At 61.2% G+C, this 15,827-nt stretch carries 15 protein-coding genes; 14 read left to right on the top strand and 1 reads right to left on the bottom strand.

Features of this window, described 5'->3' with window-relative positions; all coding sequences use genetic code 11:
• Positions 1–50: 50 nt before the first annotated feature.
• Positions 51–866: a hypothetical protein gene (locus tag H1Y01_RS09575; RefSeq protein ID WP_180540245.1), complete on the bottom strand. Its 816-nt coding sequence runs from the start codon at positions 864–866 to the stop codon at positions 51–53.
• 283 nt (positions 867–1,149) lie between these two features.
• Here H1Y01_RS09575 and H1Y01_RS09570 point away from each other — a divergent pair, with 283 nt between their 5' ends.
• From H1Y01_RS09570 to H1Y01_RS09505, 14 genes are all read left to right on the top strand, one after another.
• Positions 1,150–1,914, top strand: coding sequence for a sugar phosphate nucleotidyltransferase (locus tag H1Y01_RS09570; protein ID WP_180540244.1), 765 nt, complete (start codon positions 1,150–1,152; stop codon positions 1,912–1,914).
• 9 nt (positions 1,915–1,923) lie between these two features.
• Positions 1,924–2,982, top strand: coding sequence for a glycosyltransferase family 4 protein (locus tag H1Y01_RS09565; protein ID WP_180540242.1), 1,059 nt, complete (start codon positions 1,924–1,926; stop codon positions 2,980–2,982).
• Positions 2,966–4,153 (top strand): glycosyltransferase family 4 protein, encoded by a 1,188-nt coding sequence (locus tag H1Y01_RS09560; protein WP_180540240.1) that lies wholly within the window; start codon positions 2,966–2,968, stop codon positions 4,151–4,153. Before H1Y01_RS09565 ends, H1Y01_RS09560 begins: the two co-directional genes overlap by 17 nt.
• Before the next feature lie 36 nt (positions 4,154–4,189).
• Positions 4,190–5,383, top strand: coding sequence for a glycosyltransferase family 4 protein (locus H1Y01_RS09555; protein WP_180540238.1), 1,194 nt, complete (start codon positions 4,190–4,192; stop codon positions 5,381–5,383).
• Positions 5,380–6,084 (top strand): DUF3108 domain-containing protein, encoded by a 705-nt coding sequence (locus H1Y01_RS09550; RefSeq protein WP_180540236.1) that lies wholly within the window; start codon positions 5,380–5,382, stop codon positions 6,082–6,084. The genes H1Y01_RS09555 and H1Y01_RS09550 overlap by 4 nt, the downstream gene beginning before the upstream one ends.
• Positions 6,085–6,116: 32 nt before the next feature.
• Positions 6,117–8,084 (top strand): methyltransferase domain-containing protein, encoded by a 1,968-nt coding sequence (locus H1Y01_RS09545; protein WP_180540234.1) that lies wholly within the window; start codon positions 6,117–6,119, stop codon positions 8,082–8,084.
• Positions 8,069–9,268 (top strand): ABC transporter permease, encoded by a 1,200-nt coding sequence (locus tag H1Y01_RS09540; protein WP_180540232.1) that lies wholly within the window; start codon positions 8,069–8,071, stop codon positions 9,266–9,268. The genes H1Y01_RS09545 and H1Y01_RS09540 overlap by 16 nt, the downstream gene beginning before the upstream one ends.
• Positions 9,269–9,320: 52 nt before the next feature.
• The gene (locus H1Y01_RS09535) at positions 9,321–9,956 is read left to right on the top strand and encodes a YqaA family protein (protein WP_180540230.1); all 636 of its coding nucleotides are present in this window, start codon (positions 9,321–9,323) and stop codon (positions 9,954–9,956) included.
• Positions 9,957–9,975: 19 nt separating this feature from the next.
• Complete coding sequence (locus H1Y01_RS09530; RefSeq protein WP_180540228.1) at positions 9,976–10,668, top strand: winged helix-turn-helix domain-containing protein; 693 nt, start codon at positions 9,976–9,978, stop codon at positions 10,666–10,668.
• Complete coding sequence (locus tag H1Y01_RS09525) at positions 10,665–12,140, top strand: sensor histidine kinase (RefSeq protein WP_180540226.1); 1,476 nt, start codon at positions 10,665–10,667, stop codon at positions 12,138–12,140. The genes H1Y01_RS09530 and H1Y01_RS09525 overlap by 4 nt, the downstream gene beginning before the upstream one ends.
• A 46-nt stretch (positions 12,141–12,186) precedes the next feature.
• The gene (locus H1Y01_RS09520) at positions 12,187–12,915 is read left to right on the top strand and encodes a response regulator transcription factor (RefSeq protein ID WP_180540224.1); all 729 of its coding nucleotides are present in this window, start codon (positions 12,187–12,189) and stop codon (positions 12,913–12,915) included.
• 71 nt (positions 12,916–12,986) lie between these two features.
• Entirely contained in the window at positions 12,987–13,625 is a 639-nt protein-coding gene (locus tag H1Y01_RS09515; protein ID WP_180540222.1) for an L-threonylcarbamoyladenylate synthase, read from the top strand.
• Positions 13,626–13,627: 2 nt separating this feature from the next.
• On the top strand, positions 13,628–13,966 hold the full coding sequence (locus tag H1Y01_RS09510; RefSeq protein ID WP_180540220.1) for a P-II family nitrogen regulator: 339 nt from the start codon (positions 13,628–13,630) through the stop codon (positions 13,964–13,966).
• The coding region (locus tag H1Y01_RS09505) for an HD domain-containing protein (RefSeq protein WP_180540218.1) at positions 13,966–15,827 on the top strand (1,862 nt) is incomplete at its 3' end. The genes H1Y01_RS09510 and H1Y01_RS09505, both read left to right, overlap by 1 nt.

Raw genomic sequence — 15,827 nt, 5'->3', positions numbered from 1 at the left:
TCATTTGCTCTGACGGGTAGTCGTTCCAGCTCTTCGGCTCCATAGCAAGATTAGTTTCTCTTGTTATAGCGTTCGAGCATGGCCGCCGTAATGTCGATACTGGTCGGCCAGTGCCCGCGCCTTACTCCGCCATGCGTTTGATAGGCATCTAACCGGTCCGGATCGGGCTGCACGATCACGCCGTCCTGAAGGAAGAGTAGGCCTACCTTGTCGGTTGGCATGCGCACCACAAACGCTTCGGCTTCGACGAGAATCTCACGGAGGCGGATCATCGTCGCGGTAGGGTCGAGCGGCGGATCGCTCTGGATGTCCTGGAAATCATCAAGCGTGTAGCGGGCCGTACGCCGAATCTCCGCAATAATTCCTTCCGGCGTAAACCCCAATGCTTTTCCCGCTGCCGCCCAAATGACCGCACCGAGCGGCAAGATGGTTTCGTGGATGCTCACTAAGTCCACAGCGTCGCGCGGTTCCCTGCGTCCGTAAGCGGCAGCTACTTTGTTCGTAGCGATATCCAGCGGGTGCAAGATATATCCGAACAGATCATCCCGGATCGCGGGAAAGAAGCGATAGTCGGCGTCCGCGACCCATTCGAGCCGGGTCGATTCAGCATCGCGCCGCGCTCTGACCGTGCGAAGACCCGGCTCGCGGCGCAGCCACTCGAGCGTATAACCGTTTTCCCGCAGAACAGCGCTATCCTGTTCGGCCGCGTCAGCCACTCGTTCCTCGCGATCATGGAACACGTCAATGTCGGTGGAGTAACGAGGCAACTCGCGGTTTAACGGCGTGCTCCCACCGACATAGCTTTCCGGGTCGCGATGCGCTGCCAGAAGTCTCAGAATGTCCGTCTGAATCTTAGATAAGGGCACGGCACGCCTGCTCGATCTGTTCCGCCAGGCGTCTCGCTCTCAAATCGCCCTCCACGCGCAGCGTCCACGTAATCGCCAGTGCCTCGGCGGGGGTCGGATCAGGCAACGGTTTTCGGCTCCAGAGCGCAGAAACGCCAAACTGTTCAAAGGCCTGGCGGTACAGACTTCGAAAGTCCGTCTGCTCTGTAATTTGGTCTCCCACATACCGCTTGTAGCACATCCACTCGGAAACCTCCTAGAAACCGGTGCGATATCCTAGCAAGTTGGCTATTTTGACCTATTTATGAAGGGTATCGTTCTGGCCGGAGGCACGGGCAGCCGTCTCTTCCCTCTCACCAAAATCACCAACAAGCACCTCCTTCCGATCTACGACAAGCCCATGATTTATTACCCCATCCAGACCCTCGTGGATGCGGGCATCGTCGACATTATGGTGGTCACGGGCGGCAAGAATTCGGGCGATTTCCTGCGCCTTCTGGCCAATGGCAAATCGTTCGGGCTGAAGCATATCGACTACACCTATCAGGAAGGCGAAGGCGGCATCGCCGATGCCCTCGCGCTCGCCGAACATTTTGCCGACGGTCAGAAAATCTGCGTGGTGCTCGGCGACAACATCATCGAGAAGAGTATCCGCTGCGCGGCCGAAGCGTTTCGAAAGCAGCCGAAAGGCGCCCGGATTCTGCTGAAGGAAGTCGACGATGCCGAACGATTCGGTGTCGCGGAAGTCGCGAACGGGCGCATCGTCGGCATCGAGGAGAAACCGAAGCATCCGCGTTCGAACTACGCGGTGACCGGCATCTACATGTTCGACGAGACCGTATTCGATAAGGTCCGCAAGCTGGTGCCGTCCAACCGCGGGGAACTTGAGATCACCGATGTCAACAATGCGTATATCCGCGAAGGCTCGATGGAGTTTTCCTTCCTGGACGGCTGGTGGACCGATGCGGGAACGTTCTCCTCGCTGCTGCGCGCGGCGAACCTGGTGGCGCAGACACGGGAAAGCAATTCCGGCGCGGGAATCGTTTACGCCGTCGGGCACACGGACTAGCGCGGGCGAATGCGCGTCGCGCTGGACGCCGGACCGCTGACCCTCTCGAGCGGCGGCCTGAAACGCTACACCGAAGAGTTGAGCATGGCGCTGGCCCGGACCTTTCCTGAAGATACGTACGCGCTGCTCAGCGATCGGCCGTTTGCGATGCCAGCGGGCGCTCCGCCGAACCTCACCGCCGGACCGCAACCGGCCAATGCGATCGAGCGGCGCTGGTGGCTGGCCGGCGTGCTTCGCGCGTGTCGCGAAGCGCGCGCCGAAGTCTTCCACGGGACCAACTTCGAGGTGCCCTATCGCGGCTCATTGCCGGCAGTCATGACGCTGCACGACATGTCGCCGTGGCGCGACCCCTCGTGGCACGATGGCGCCGGTAGGGTGCGACGAAGAGTTCCTCTGCTCTTGAAACTGCGGCGCGCGTCTACAGTGATCACCCCATCCGAAGCCGTACGCCGCGAAGCCATCGCGCATTTCAACCTCAAGCCGGAAATGGTGATTGCGATTCCACATGCCGCGGCCTCCATCTTCCAGCCCGGCCCCGAACCGATCCGGCAGGATCCGTACTTCATCTTCACCGGCACCATCGAGCCGCGCAAGAACCTCGCGACGCTCATCGACGCGTGGCGGGAAGTGCGAAAGACGCACCAAGTCCACTTGATTCTTGTCGGACGAAGAAGGTCTGACGGTCCGCACATTTCGCCGGAACCCGGTCTTGAACTCGCGGGCGAAGCGAGCGATGCGGAACTCGCGTCTCTTTACCGCGGCGCAGTAGCACTCGTCTATCCGTCGCTCTACGAAGGCTTCGGCCTCCCCGTCCTGGAGGCGATGCAATGCGGATGTCCGGTGATCGTCACGCGCGATCCGGCGCTCATGGAAGCAGCTGCCGATGCCGCGCTCTATGGCGATACCGTTCGGGAAATCGCGGCCGCGATGCAAGCGTTGCTCGAACGTCCGGATTGCGCCGCCGATCTGCGGGCCAAAGGTCTCAGACGCGCCAGCCGGTTCTCCTGGGAAAACACCGCCCGCGCCACTCGCGCCGTCTACACGGAGGCGATTGCCCGCTTCCGCTAGGCCGCGCGCCCTGATGATCTCGCCCGAAGCCCCGTACCCGCTGGACGGCGGCGGCGCGCTGCGAACCGCGTCCCTGCTGCACTATCTGGGCGCGCATTACGAGGTGCAGCTGATCGTCTTCCAGCACCCCGGGCAACATACCGAAGGCATGCTTCCCGCCGGGCTCATCAGCCGCTACTCGCCGATCCCGCTCGTGCCGCACCGCAACGATCTGCTGTCCAGGTCATTACGCAATGCCGTCCGAATCGTTCGGATGCGGCCGCCGCTGCCGGACCGTTTCAGCGGCTATGAAGCGGCGATCGAGCGGGCGATTGACGGCCGGCAGTTCGATGTCGCGGTGCTCGAACATTTCTGGTCGGCGTCCTATCTGCCGCTGGTGAAACGCAGCGCGCGACTCACCGTTCTCGATCTGCACAATATCGAATCCGAGTGGCACCGAAGCTGTGCCGCCGCCGGCGGATTGCTGCGCGGTCAGGTACATTCTCGCTTCGCACGCGCGGCGCTCACGATAGAGAAGAAGCTGCTTCCCCTAAGCGATCTCATACTGACCACGTCCGCCGAAGACGCCGGCCGGGTCCACCGGATCAGCCCGGGAACTCGCGTTGTCGTCTACCCGAATTCGCTGCCGGCTCGCCACAGCCTGCCCGGCGAAGGCGAATTCGTTATCGCCTTCTCCGGTAATCTGGAGTACGAGCCGAATCGCACAGCCTTGGCGTGGACGCTGAAGGAAATCTGGCCGCCGCTGCGCGCCAGGTATCCGCAGCTGGTGTTTGAGATCATTGGAAAGAATCCGAACGCCATTCCTGAAGAGCTACGGGAAGTCCCCGGCACCCGGTACTCGGGACCGGTTGAAGACGTGGAGCCTTATCTGGCGCGCGCGCGCGTCTGTATGGCACCGTTGCTCTCCGGCAGCGGAACACGGCTTAAGATCATCGAAGCGTGGGCCGCAAGGAGGGCCGTCGTATCCACATCCATCGGAGCGGAAGGCCTCGGCGCCGTCACCGGCCGCTCTATTTTACTTGCGGACAATGCCCCGGCGTTCGTCGAAGCCGTTGCACGGCTTTTGGATGACGCCGAACTCCGACAAAACATTGCACGTTGCGGCCGCGAGCGGTATGAACGATTCTTTACATGGAATGCCTCCTGGAATACACTGCATGACCTCTTTTAAGACGATCTTCACCACGCAAAGTGAGACGATATAGCTATGGCCGGAGCGCGTTACGCGGTGGATGCTCACGCAATCGGACGGCATCTTACAGGCAACGAAGTTTATGTTCGAAGCCTTCTTAACGCGTTCGCCAAGGTGGATCGCGAGTCTGAATTCTTCGCGTACTATTCGGCTCTGGGAGCGGAACAGTCGATTCCGGAACGTTTCGCGTCCCGCCGCGTCTCCGGGAATCCGTTCGCGCGGCTCGGCTATGGTCTCTCCCGCCGCCTACGGGTAGACCGTCCGGATCTGTTACATGTGCAGTACACTGGGCCGCTGTTCTGCCCGGTACCGTTGATCGCCAGCATCCACGACGTGAGTTTTCTGGAGCGGCCGGAGTACTTCACGGCCGCGCGTCGCCGTCAGCTCAAATTCACCGTGGCGCGTACCGCACGGTCCGCGGCGCGCATTTTGACGGGCAGTGAATTTTCAAGAGACTCGATCGTGCGCGCCTACGGTCTGGATCCCGATCGCGTGGTGGTGGTTCCCGATGCGGCCAATCCTTTCTTCCGTCCGTTGACGCGCGAGAGCGCGATGCGCCGCGTGCTGGAGCGTTTTCGCGTTACCGGCCCGTTTGTGTTATCGGTGGGCGACCTGCAGCCGCGCAAAAATCACATCGGCCTGATCGAAGCGTTTGCGCGCCTGGTCAAAGAGAACCCCGCGCTTCCGCACGAGCTGGTGCTGGCCGGCCAGGATACCTGGTTCGGACCGCGCGTGCATGAAGCCGCCGCCCACTCGGGCGTGCAGGGTCGCATTCGATTTCTGGGCTTCGTTACCGACGACGATCTTCTGCAGCTCTATAACGCCTGCGATTGTTTCTGCTTTCCGTCCTTCTATGAAGGCTTTGGCATTCCGATTCTGGAGGCGATGGCTTGCGGCCGCGCGGTGGCCTGCGCGAACACATCCGCGATGCCCGAAGTGGCTGACGGCGCCGGATTGTTCTTCGATCCCGCGAAGCCGGATGAAATGGTGCGGGCGCTGCGGGATATCCTGATTGACCCGCAACTGCGCCAGCGCATGGAGCGGCTCGGATTGCAGCGGGCGGCCAACTTCACCTGGCAGCGAACGGCTCAGAAGACGCTCGCGGTCTATCGGGAAGTCGCGGGACGCACGCGGAGACCGTCTCGCGTCGCTCCCAAAGCGGCTTCGGCTAAGCCGCTTTCAGCGAAATCGGTAAAGACACTTCGATGAAACATCCTGCGGCGCTCCTTCTCGCGTTCCTTCCTCTTCACGGCGCAGCGCTTTTCGCGGCCGGGCCCGTGTTCCCCAATGAGTCGCTGGATTACAGCATCAACTGGCAGAGCGGTCTGAGCCTGGGGGACGTTCACTGGAAGGCGCAGAATGCCGGTTCGGCAGCCGCACCCGCGTGGAATTTCCATCTCGATTACGAGGCGAACGTGCCGGGTTACGGCCTCGCCGACGCGTTCCGCTCGGACGCGACAGCCGCCTTCTGCACGGAGGATCTTTCGCGGGATCTCGTGCACGGGGCGCGGAAATTCAGTGAGACGGAGACCGTTGACGCCAAGTCGCTGACCGTCACGCGAACCCCGTCCAGCGGCTCGGGTGAAAGTAAATTCACCGTTCCGGATTGCGTTCGCGATGCGCTCACGTTTCTGTTCTTCGCGCGACATGAGCTGGTGAACGGGCGCGTTCCCGATCCGCAGTCGGTTCTGTTTGGCGCGCTGTATCAGGTGAAGATGACGTATCTCGGGTCCGGGCCGGTGAAAGCCGGGGATCGCTCGTACGATGCGGACCGCGTGGGCTGCTCGATCGTCGGGCCCGCGTCTAACATCAATGCCGACATTTACTTCGCTCGCGACGCCGTGCGTACGCCCGTTCTGATCCGATTCCCGGTCGCGCTGGGCACGTTCTCGGTGGAGCTGACGCACTGAGTTCCCACCTGCGCGTTGCCTTCTTCTCGCCGATGCCGCCGGCGCGAAGCGGCATCGCCGATTACTCCGCCGCGCTGGTTGCACATCTTCGGCATTTAGTGGATCTGACGATTTTCGGTTCCATGCCGGACACGTATGATCCGGCGCAGTTCGACATCGCGCTCTATCATCTCGGCAACAACGCCGACCACGATTTCGTTTATGAAGCGGCGCTGCGGCGCCCTGGAATTGTCGTGCTGCACGAAGCGAACCTGCATCACCTGGTCGCCGACCTGACAATCCGGCGCGGTGATTGGGACGCGTACGTGAACGAATGCGGTTTCGACGGCGGCGAAGCTGCGCGCGCATTTGCCGGGCGCGTGCGGGCGCTCGAAGCCGGACCCGATTACGACGGCGTGCCCATGCTGCGACGCATGGCCGGCGCGTCCAAAGGGGTGATCGCTCACAGCAACTACGTGTTATCCGCCGCACGAGCGGCCGGTTTCAGCGGTCCACAAGCGGTGATTCCGCACGGCGCATGGGTGGATGGTCCGGTCGATCAGCTGGCTTACGAACGCGGCCGTAATCTGGTTCGCGAGCGCCTCGGCGTGGAAGCGGACGCCACGCTGATCGGCGCGTTCGGGTATCTGAAGCCGTATAAGCGCATCGCGCAAACGCTGCGCGCGGTGCGCCGTCTGGTCAAGTTAGACCCGCGCGTGCGCGTGATTTTGGGCGGTGAAGCGCATCCGGATCTTCCGATTGCGCCAATCATCGAAGGGCTCGGGCTGGAAGCGCATGTGCGCGTGCTCGGATACACGGCGGAAGCCGATTTCGCGTCCTATATTGCCGCTTGCGACATCATCGTCAATCTGCGCTACCCCACGGTCGGGGAAACATCGGGCAGCCTCTTGCGCGCCTTCAGCACCGGCCGCCCAGCCCTGGTTTCCGATGTCGGCGCGTTTGCGGAATTGCCGGACGATATCTGCCTGAAGGTTCCGGTGGATGCCGCCGAAGAGGATCTGATCTTCGAGTTCCTGAACCTGCTCACGTCGCGTCCCGACGTAGCCCGGCAGATCGGAGATCGTGCGCGCGCCTGGGTGGAGCACGAGTGCAGTTGGCGCGCGGTCGCCCAAAAGTACGCGGATTTCATGGCCTTCGTCGTCCACGGTCTCACTGGGCGCCCCCTTCCTTCGAGACCGGTTCAAGAGTCGGCTGACGGAACGGTGTCGGAGGTGGATGTCGCGCCGGATTGGATCAAGAGTTGGGTGGCCGACGAGCCGTCCACCGAATATCTCCAGACCCATTCCGACCGCTTCCGCCACACCCTGCGAATCACGCCGCCGGGCGACCCATCGAAGTCGGTTCTCGAGATGGGCGCATATATGCAGATCACGCCGGCGTTGAAATATAAACTCGGCTATGGCCATGTGCGCGGCTGTTACTACGGCAAGTTGGGGCGCACCGACCGCAAGTTCGTGGAGTCGAATCTGGGCGAGACGTTCGAATGCCTGATCGATCATTTCGATGCCGAGCGGGACCGCTATCCGTACAAGGACGAATCGTTCGATACGGTGCTGTGCTGCGAACTCCTGGAGCATCTGTTCAGCGACCCGATGCACTTGATCAGCGAGATCAATCGCATTCTGAAACCCGGCGGAAACGTCGTGATTACGACGCCCAACATTGTTTCGTACCGCGCGGTCGCCGCCATTTTGGAGAGTTACAATCCCGGTTTTTTCACCGCGTACATCAAGCCCAATCCGACCGGTGAAACCGAGGCGCGGCATAATCGCGAATACACGCCGACGGAAGTGCATCAATTGCTGCTAGGCGGCGGCTTCGCGTTGGAACGTCTGGAAACCGGAGCTTTCCGCGACGAACCGCATCCCGAATTCGCCTGGGTCCAGGCGGTTCTCGAGCGGCTGTCGCTGCAAACGCAGTGGCGCGGCGATGGAATCTACGCCGTCGGCCGGAAGACGGGACCGGTGACCGAGCGCTATCCTTCATGGCTGTACTTTTGAGGGCCGGATACAAAAACGCGATCATAACGACCGACGGCGAACGGCCGGAACTGCGCTTCGATCTTGAGGGCGATGCCGTGCGGGATGGCTACTCCGTCAGTTACCAGATATTCGAACCGGTGACCGGTGTGTTGCTGGTGGAAGGCGAGCGCGCTCCCGCCGGAGGCAGCCGGTTCCTGCTCCCGCTCACGCTTCCGAAAGACGATGGCAAATACCAGCTCTACGCGTCGCTGATGCACGAGAACCACGGGTGGGCCTACGCGAACGGTCTTCCGTTCGTGCTCGCCGATGTGCGCGTCAACGGCGGCGCGCTCCATGTGGACCGGATCGAAGTCACAGACCTCAACCGCGTTCGCCGCCGCCGCAGATTGAACGCGGTTCCCTATGCCTTGATTCAGCCGTTCCGCACGGTGTGGCGAAATCGTTCGCTGAGCGCGACGCTCGTGAGGCGCGAGATTCTCAGCCGCTCCCGGGGCTCGTTCGGAGGCGCGCTTTGGACCATCCTGAATCCGCTGCTATTGATGATCACGTACTTCTACGTGTTCGGCATCGTCTTGAAAGCGAGATTCGCAAACGACCCCAGCCCGGCAAGTTTCGCGCTGTACTTTCTTGCCGGAATGCTTCCGTGGATCGCGTTCAGCGAAGCCGTGGGGCGCGCGCCCGGCGTCCTGATCGAGTACCGAAGCCTGATCAAAAAACTCGTTTTCCCGATCGAGACGCTGCCCGTCAACCTTGTTTTCTCCGGATTAGTGGGCGAGGCGTTCGGGCTCGCGCTCTTTACCCTCGCATGCCTGGTGATCCGGCATCGCCTGCCCTGGACGCTGATTTATCTGCCGCTGCTCGTCATCCCGCAGATGATCTTCACCGCGGGCCTTTGCTGGTTCCTGTCCGCGCTAGGAGCGTTCCTGCGCGACCTTACGCAGATCATCGGATTCGTTCTGACGGTGTGGTTTTTCATCACGCCGATCTGTTACCCCGAAACGCAGGCGCCCGGCGCCGCGCGTGCTTTACTAACGAAAAATCCGATCTACATCCTGGTGCGCGGATATCGCGCGATCTTCCTGGAATCGCGCGCGCCCGACTGGCGATCTCTGGGCGCCTTCACAGCCGTAAGCATCGTCCTAGCCGTGCTCGGACACGCCTGGTTCTACAAACTCCGCAAAACTTTCGTCGATGTTCTTTGACCGGGCGCATCCAACAACTCCGTATCATTGAGTAGTCATTGTTGAATAGCCATTGTTAAAACATCTCTCGCAGGCGCTGCTGGCTCTCGGCCCTCTCGGTGTTCTGCTGCTCGCCTTTCTCGACTCCGCCGGCATCCCCATCCCCGCCGGAATGGACCTGCTGCTGATCTTCATCGCCATCAAGACGCCGCAGGTCGCATGGTTCTCGGCCGTCGTGGCGATCATCGGTTCCACCATCGGCAATCTGGCCTTGTTCAGCGCTGCCCGGAGCGGCGGAAAACGCTTCATGGAACATGCCGCCAGTCCGAATCGCTCACAGAAATTCCGCAATTGGTTTTTGCGTTACGGGTTGGTGACCGTGTTCATCCCCGCCCTGATGCCGATTCCCATGCCGCTCAAGCTATTCGTAATCTCGGCGGGAATCACCGGAACCAAGCGGACCTCGTTTGTGGCCGTGATCCTTCTCGCCCGCGTGATCCGTTTTACAGCGCTGGTGGCCCTTGGGCTTGCCGTCGGCGAACAGTCGCCCACATTCCTGAAAGCCCACGCGTGGCATTTCATCTTCGGCGCCGTGCTTCTCTTCATCGCGCTCTATGTGCTCATCCGTTTAAGCGACCGCACGCGCCAGGCTCTTCGTTCCCCCGAAGGCGTGATCGTTGAAATCGACGAACCGCCAACCGGCGAGTGACGATACACTGGAATCCCATATGCCAAAACGCGTCGCCGTGGTCGAAGACGAAGCCGAATTGGCAGCTCTTTTGGAATACAACCTGAGCAATAGCGGCTTTTCCACGCGCACTCTCGTGGGCTCCAAAGGCACGCTGGAGCAGCTCGAGGAATGGCGCCCCGATCTGATCGTCCTCGATGTCATGTTGCCGGACGGCGACGGCTTCGATCTTTGCAAGCAGATCCGGAAAAGCCAGAGCATCGCGCGGGTGCCGATTCTCTTCCTGACGGCGCGCTCGGACGAAGTCGACCGCGTACTCGGTCTGGAAATCGGCGGCGACGACTACATAACGAAACCCTTCAGCCCGCGCGAGCTGATTGCCCGCGTAAAGGCGCATCTGCGGCGCGGCGAACCCGATCAGGAAAATGGCATGATCCGGATCGGCCCGGTCCGCCTGGACCGCGACGCGCATCGCGTATTCCTGAATGACCACGAGCTGCAGTTGACGTCGACCGAATTCAAGCTCCTCGAGTTCTTCCTGGTCAACCCCGGGCGCGCGTTCAGCCGCGAACAGCTGCTTTCCGAAGTGTGGGGCGAGCAGCATTACGTAACGCCGCGAACCGTCGATGTCCACGTACGGCGCCTCCGCGAACAAATCGAAGATCAGCCCGAAGATCCGAAGTATCTGGTTACCGTCCGCGGCTTCGGGTATCGCTTCGAAAGCCAGCCATGAAAACGCGCATCTTCATCAAATTCATAGCCGGGTTGGCGGCTCTCATCACCGTTGCGCTGGTCATGATCGGCCTGCTCACCTCGCGCGTGATCGATAGCAAATACATGGCGAGCCGGTGGCGCGAACTGGACGAAAAAGCGAGCATGCTGGAAGCCAGCGGAGCAGCTTCCAATCCGGAAAGCCTGCCCGCGATGGCTCGCGCCGCGGGCGTCCGGATTACTTTGATCGCGCGGGACGGGTCGGTGATCGCCGACACGGCTACCGACGCCAGCCATATGGAAAATCATGCCGGCCGGCCGGAAGTGATTGAGGCGTTGGCAGGCCGCAAAGGGGCCAGCATCCGCCGCAGCAACAGTTTCGGTACCGAATACATCTACTTCGCCGAGCCTGTGCCGCAGGGTGTTCTGCGATTATCAGTGCCGCTGGCGGAAGTACGCGAAGAACAAGCGGCAATCCGCCGCCGCACTCTGGAAAGCGCGGCCCTGGCATTCATCCCTGTCGTGCTGATTGCGCTCTATCTCGCGCACAACACCGCGGACCGTCTGGGCAGCATCATCGCTTATGCGGGAGAGCTGGCGAACGGAAATTTCCACGCGCGCCTGCGCGATTTGCGTTCCGGTGAGCTGGCTATCCTCGGCCGCAAACTGAATGACACCAGCGCGAAACTGGAGCGCACCGTGCAGCAGCTGCAAACCGAGCACACCGAGCTCGAAAAACTGGAACGCATCCGCAAAGACTTCGTCATCAACGTCTCGCACGAGCTGCGCACGCCGCTCGCTTCCATTCAGGGCTACACCGAAACGCTTCTTGACGGCGCGATTCACGACGAGAAAAACAACATCCGATTCCTGAACATCATCCGGCACAACGCGGAACGTCTGGCACGGCTCACCGCCGATCTGCTGGCTCTTTCGCGCATCGAGATGAAGACGCAGCAGTTCCGGTTCGGGCACTACCGCGTGAATGAACTGCTGGCCGACGTGATCGACACTATCCGTCCGATCGCCGCCAAGAAGCGCATCGAGCTGCGGCAGGAACTTGCGACCGCCGGCGCGGAAGTCTACTGCGATTCCGAAGCCATCTATCAGATCCTGAGTAACCTGGTGGATAACGCCGTCAAGTACACGCCGGAGTTGGGGACAATCACCATTGGAGTGAAGCCCTACACGACCGGTAATGCCGCTGCGCGCATGCTCGAACTGTTCGTACAGGATACGGGGATTGGAATTCCGGTCGAAGATCAATCGCGTTTATTCGAGCGTTTCTACCGCGTGGATAAAGCGCGCTCGCGCGAACTGGGCGGCACCGGCCTCGGGCTCGCCATTGTGAAGCACCTGGTCCGCACGCACGGCGGCGAGGTCTGGGTGAATAGTGAAATCAACAAAGGCGCCACCTTCTTTTTCACCCTTCCCGTGGACGAATTCGAACCGCAATCGCAATCCGAACTTCATCCAGAGTTTACGGCGTCTTAACCCGTTCGTAACACGCCCGCCGCTACCCTGAGACGAGTCCCTACGTATGAAGAAGATTGTTCTGATCGAGGACGACGCGGATCTTTACGCGCTGCTGAAATACAACCTGGAAAAGGAAGGCTTTAGCCTGGTCGGCTCGCAAACGGGCCGCGGCGCGCTGGACCTTTGCCGCCGAGTCCGCCCGGACCTGATCCTTCTCGATATCATGCTTCCCGATTCGGACGGGCTCGATATCTGCAAAGGCATTCGCAACGATTCGGAGTTGGCCACTGTCCCCGTCATCTTCCTGACCGCCCGCGCATCGGAGACGGACCGGATCGTCGGATTAGAACTGGGCGCGAACGACTACATCGTTAAGCCCTTCTTCGTTCGGGAGCTGATCGCGCGCATCAAACTGCAGTTCCGTTCGCAGCATGCGCCCGCGCGCGTGCTCAAATCCGCCGGGATCGAACTGGATCGCTCCAGTTGCCAGGCGCGGCTGAACGGCAGTCTGCTTTCACTCACGGCCACTGAATTCCGACTGCTCGAATTTCTGATGACGCGCACGGGCGTCGTGTTCAGCCGGGAACAGCTGCTGAACTCGGTGTGGGGACAAGACCGCGCGATCACGGATCGAACGGTCGATGTCTACGTGCTGCGATTACGACAGAAAATCGAAGCGGATCCGACGAACCCGCGCATTATCCATTCTGTGCGCGGATTCGGATACACCTTCGAACCACGAACGCCTAGCGGTGACACCGAACGGACGGAAGCGTCCTTCGCCGGCCGTTAATATCGCCCCGCATTTCAGACAGCCCACGACGCGATCTCCGCAACCTTGCGGACGTGTTACGCTTGCCGGGTGTGGCCACCGATCTAATCGAGATTGACCCGAAGAATCCGGCAGAGTCGGCGATTGATCGCGCGGTGGACGCCATCCAGCGGGGACAAGTTATCGCCGTCCCCACGGAATCGCTCTACACCTTGATGGGCGATCCGATGAACCTGCAAGCCGTCACTCAGGTGTTCCAGGCCAAAGGCCGCGAATCGGTCCGCTCGCTACCGCTGCTAGTTGCGGACACGCTCATGGTCGAGGATCTGGCGCGTGAATTGTCCAAGCGTTTCTACGTGTTGGCGCGCAAGTTCTGGCCGGGCCCGCTCTCCATCATCCTGCCCGCATCTTCCAAAGTCCCGCTGAAAGTAACCGGCAACACGGGCCGGCTGGCGGTGCGCCAGAGCGCCGCGGTGATCGCCCAACAGATTGTCACGCGCATGAACCAACCGGTGATCGCCACCAGCGCGAACATCTCCGGACAACCCACGCTGACCAGCGGAATCGAAGTCTTCGCCACACTCGACGGGCGCGTCGACCTGGTGCTCGACGGCGGGGTCTGCAGCGGCGCCGGTTCGAGCACGGTCGACATTACCGAGCCCTACTGGCGCATGATTCGCGAAGGCGCCATTCCGGAGAAGGAAATCGCCGAATCGCTGAAAGGCTTGTAGCGATGAAGAAGGTCGAAGCAGTGGTCCAGCCGTTTAAGCTGGAGGAAGTGAAGGAAGCGCTCAAAGGCATCGGGATCGATGGCATGACCGTGATCGAAGTGCGCGGCCACGGACGCCAAAAAGGCCACACCGAGGTTTATCGGGGCCAGGAGTACACGGTCGATCTGCTCCCGAAGGTGCGGTTCGAGATGGTGATTCCGGATGCAAGGCTCGAAGAGGTCATCGACACGCTGACGGCCGCTGCGCGCACGGGCAAGATCGGCGACGGCAAGATATTCGTGTCCGACGTGAGCGAGGCGATTCGCATCCGGAACGGAGACCGCGGCGATTCTGCTTTGTGATGCTAGCCGGCGCTTCCATAAACCTCGCCGAACGCACCGCGCAGGTGGATGCGCTGGTGCTGGCCGGATGGCCGGAGATCGAGAATGTCGCGTTGGCTGCGGTTGGAGGATACGGCCGGCGCGAGTTGTTTCCGTACTCCGACGTCGACCTGCTGATAGTGACCGCGCGGGGTCCGTCCGAAGACGAGAACCTGCGCGACGCGATTGCGCCCTTTCTGCGCGACCTTTGGGATGCCGGCCTGCGGGTCAGCCAGTCGGTTCATACTCTGGCGGAGTGTCTGGCCGTGGACGCGCAGAACGAGGAACTCAGCGTCAGTCTGCTGGACCGGCGCTTTCTGGCGGGCGATCGCGAGTTGTTCCATCGGCTGCGCAATCCACCGCGGGAACGGCTTGCACCCGCGTTGGTCAGGTTGGCGCGCGCGCGCCACCGGACTTATGGGAACACCATCTTCCATCTGGAGCCGCACGTCAAGGATGCGCCCGGCGGGCTCCGCGATCTGCACGTGATCCGCTGGCTGAACGTGCTCGACGATGTTGCCACGGACGCGCCGGTTTCCGACTGGATTTACCGTATCCGCATCGCTCTTCATCAGGCAGCCGGACGCGACCAGAATGTTCTGAACTTCGCGATGCAGGACGCCTGCGCCGCTAGCTTCGGATTCGCGAGCGCGGCCGAGCTCATGCGCGCTTATTACCGCGAGGCGGGTCCGATTTTCGCAGCTTGCCTGCAAGCGCTGGAGCGCGCGGAGTACCGGAAATCCTCCGTGTTTGCCGCGGTTCGCGAGAACGCCTCGCAACTCTCCGACAAAGACTTTCGGGTCATTCACGGCAAGGTATTCTTCCGGCACCAGGCGGCCGATGCGCGCGCGGCCGAACGGCTATTCGCCTTCATCGCGCGCCACGGAACCCCGATCGCCGAAGAAACCCGCGTGCGCGTGGCCGCTCTTACTGACGCTCGCATGAACTGGCGCCAGCTCCGCGAGATTCTGGACTCCCCTAACGCCGGCGCCGCGCTTCGAGCCATGCACGAAACCGGCTATCTCTCCAGGCTGTTCCCCGCGCTGAAGGGCATCGAGTGGCTGGTGATCCGCGACTTCTACCATCGCTACACGGTGGATGAACACTCGCTGGTTGCCGTCCAGACCGCAATCGACCTCAAATCGGCCGCAAACCACTTTGGCGAGATGGCGCGCGAGACTCCGGATTATCCGCTGCTGCTCGTGGCCTTGCTGCTTCACGATTCAGGAAAAAGCGCGGAAACAGAAAATCACGCCGGCGTTTCGGCGGAACATGCGCGCGAGGCTTGCCGGTCCATCGGCATGAATGACTCCGAGACTTCGACCGTCTTGTTTCTGGTGGAGCGGCACTTGGATATGTCGCGCCTGATGACCACGCGTGATCCGAAAGACGCAACGACGACCGCGGCTCTGGCAGCGCTCGTAGGCACCGTTGAGCGGCTCAAAATGCTGACCATCCTGACTTACTGCGATATCAGTTCCGTGAACCCGACCGCACTTACTCCATGGCGCGCGACTCTACTCTGGCAAACCTATGCCGCAACCGAGCGCAAACTGACTTTAGACCTACAGGAACATACCGCCGATCATGGTCTGCCGGTGCGCTACCGCCTAACTCATACGGCGGAAGAGATCGACGAGCATCAGCGCATGGAGAGGGAAGGCCGCAAGGTGCGACTAGATAGTTGCGGCGATCAGTATCGTCTAACCGTGGTGACCCGCGATCGATCCTTCCTGATCTCCGATGTCTCGGGCGCTTTGGCGGGATTCGGCATGAACATCCTGCGAGCCGAAGCGTTCGTCAACGATCGCCACGTTGCGATCGATACCTTCGTGTTCTCCGA

The sequence above is a fragment of the Nevskia soli genome, assembly GCF_903970205.1.
Lineage (GTDB): Bacteria > Acidobacteriota > Terriglobia > Bryobacterales > Bryobacteraceae > Bog-113.
This window is presented reverse-complemented; position numbering and strand designations above follow the sequence as displayed.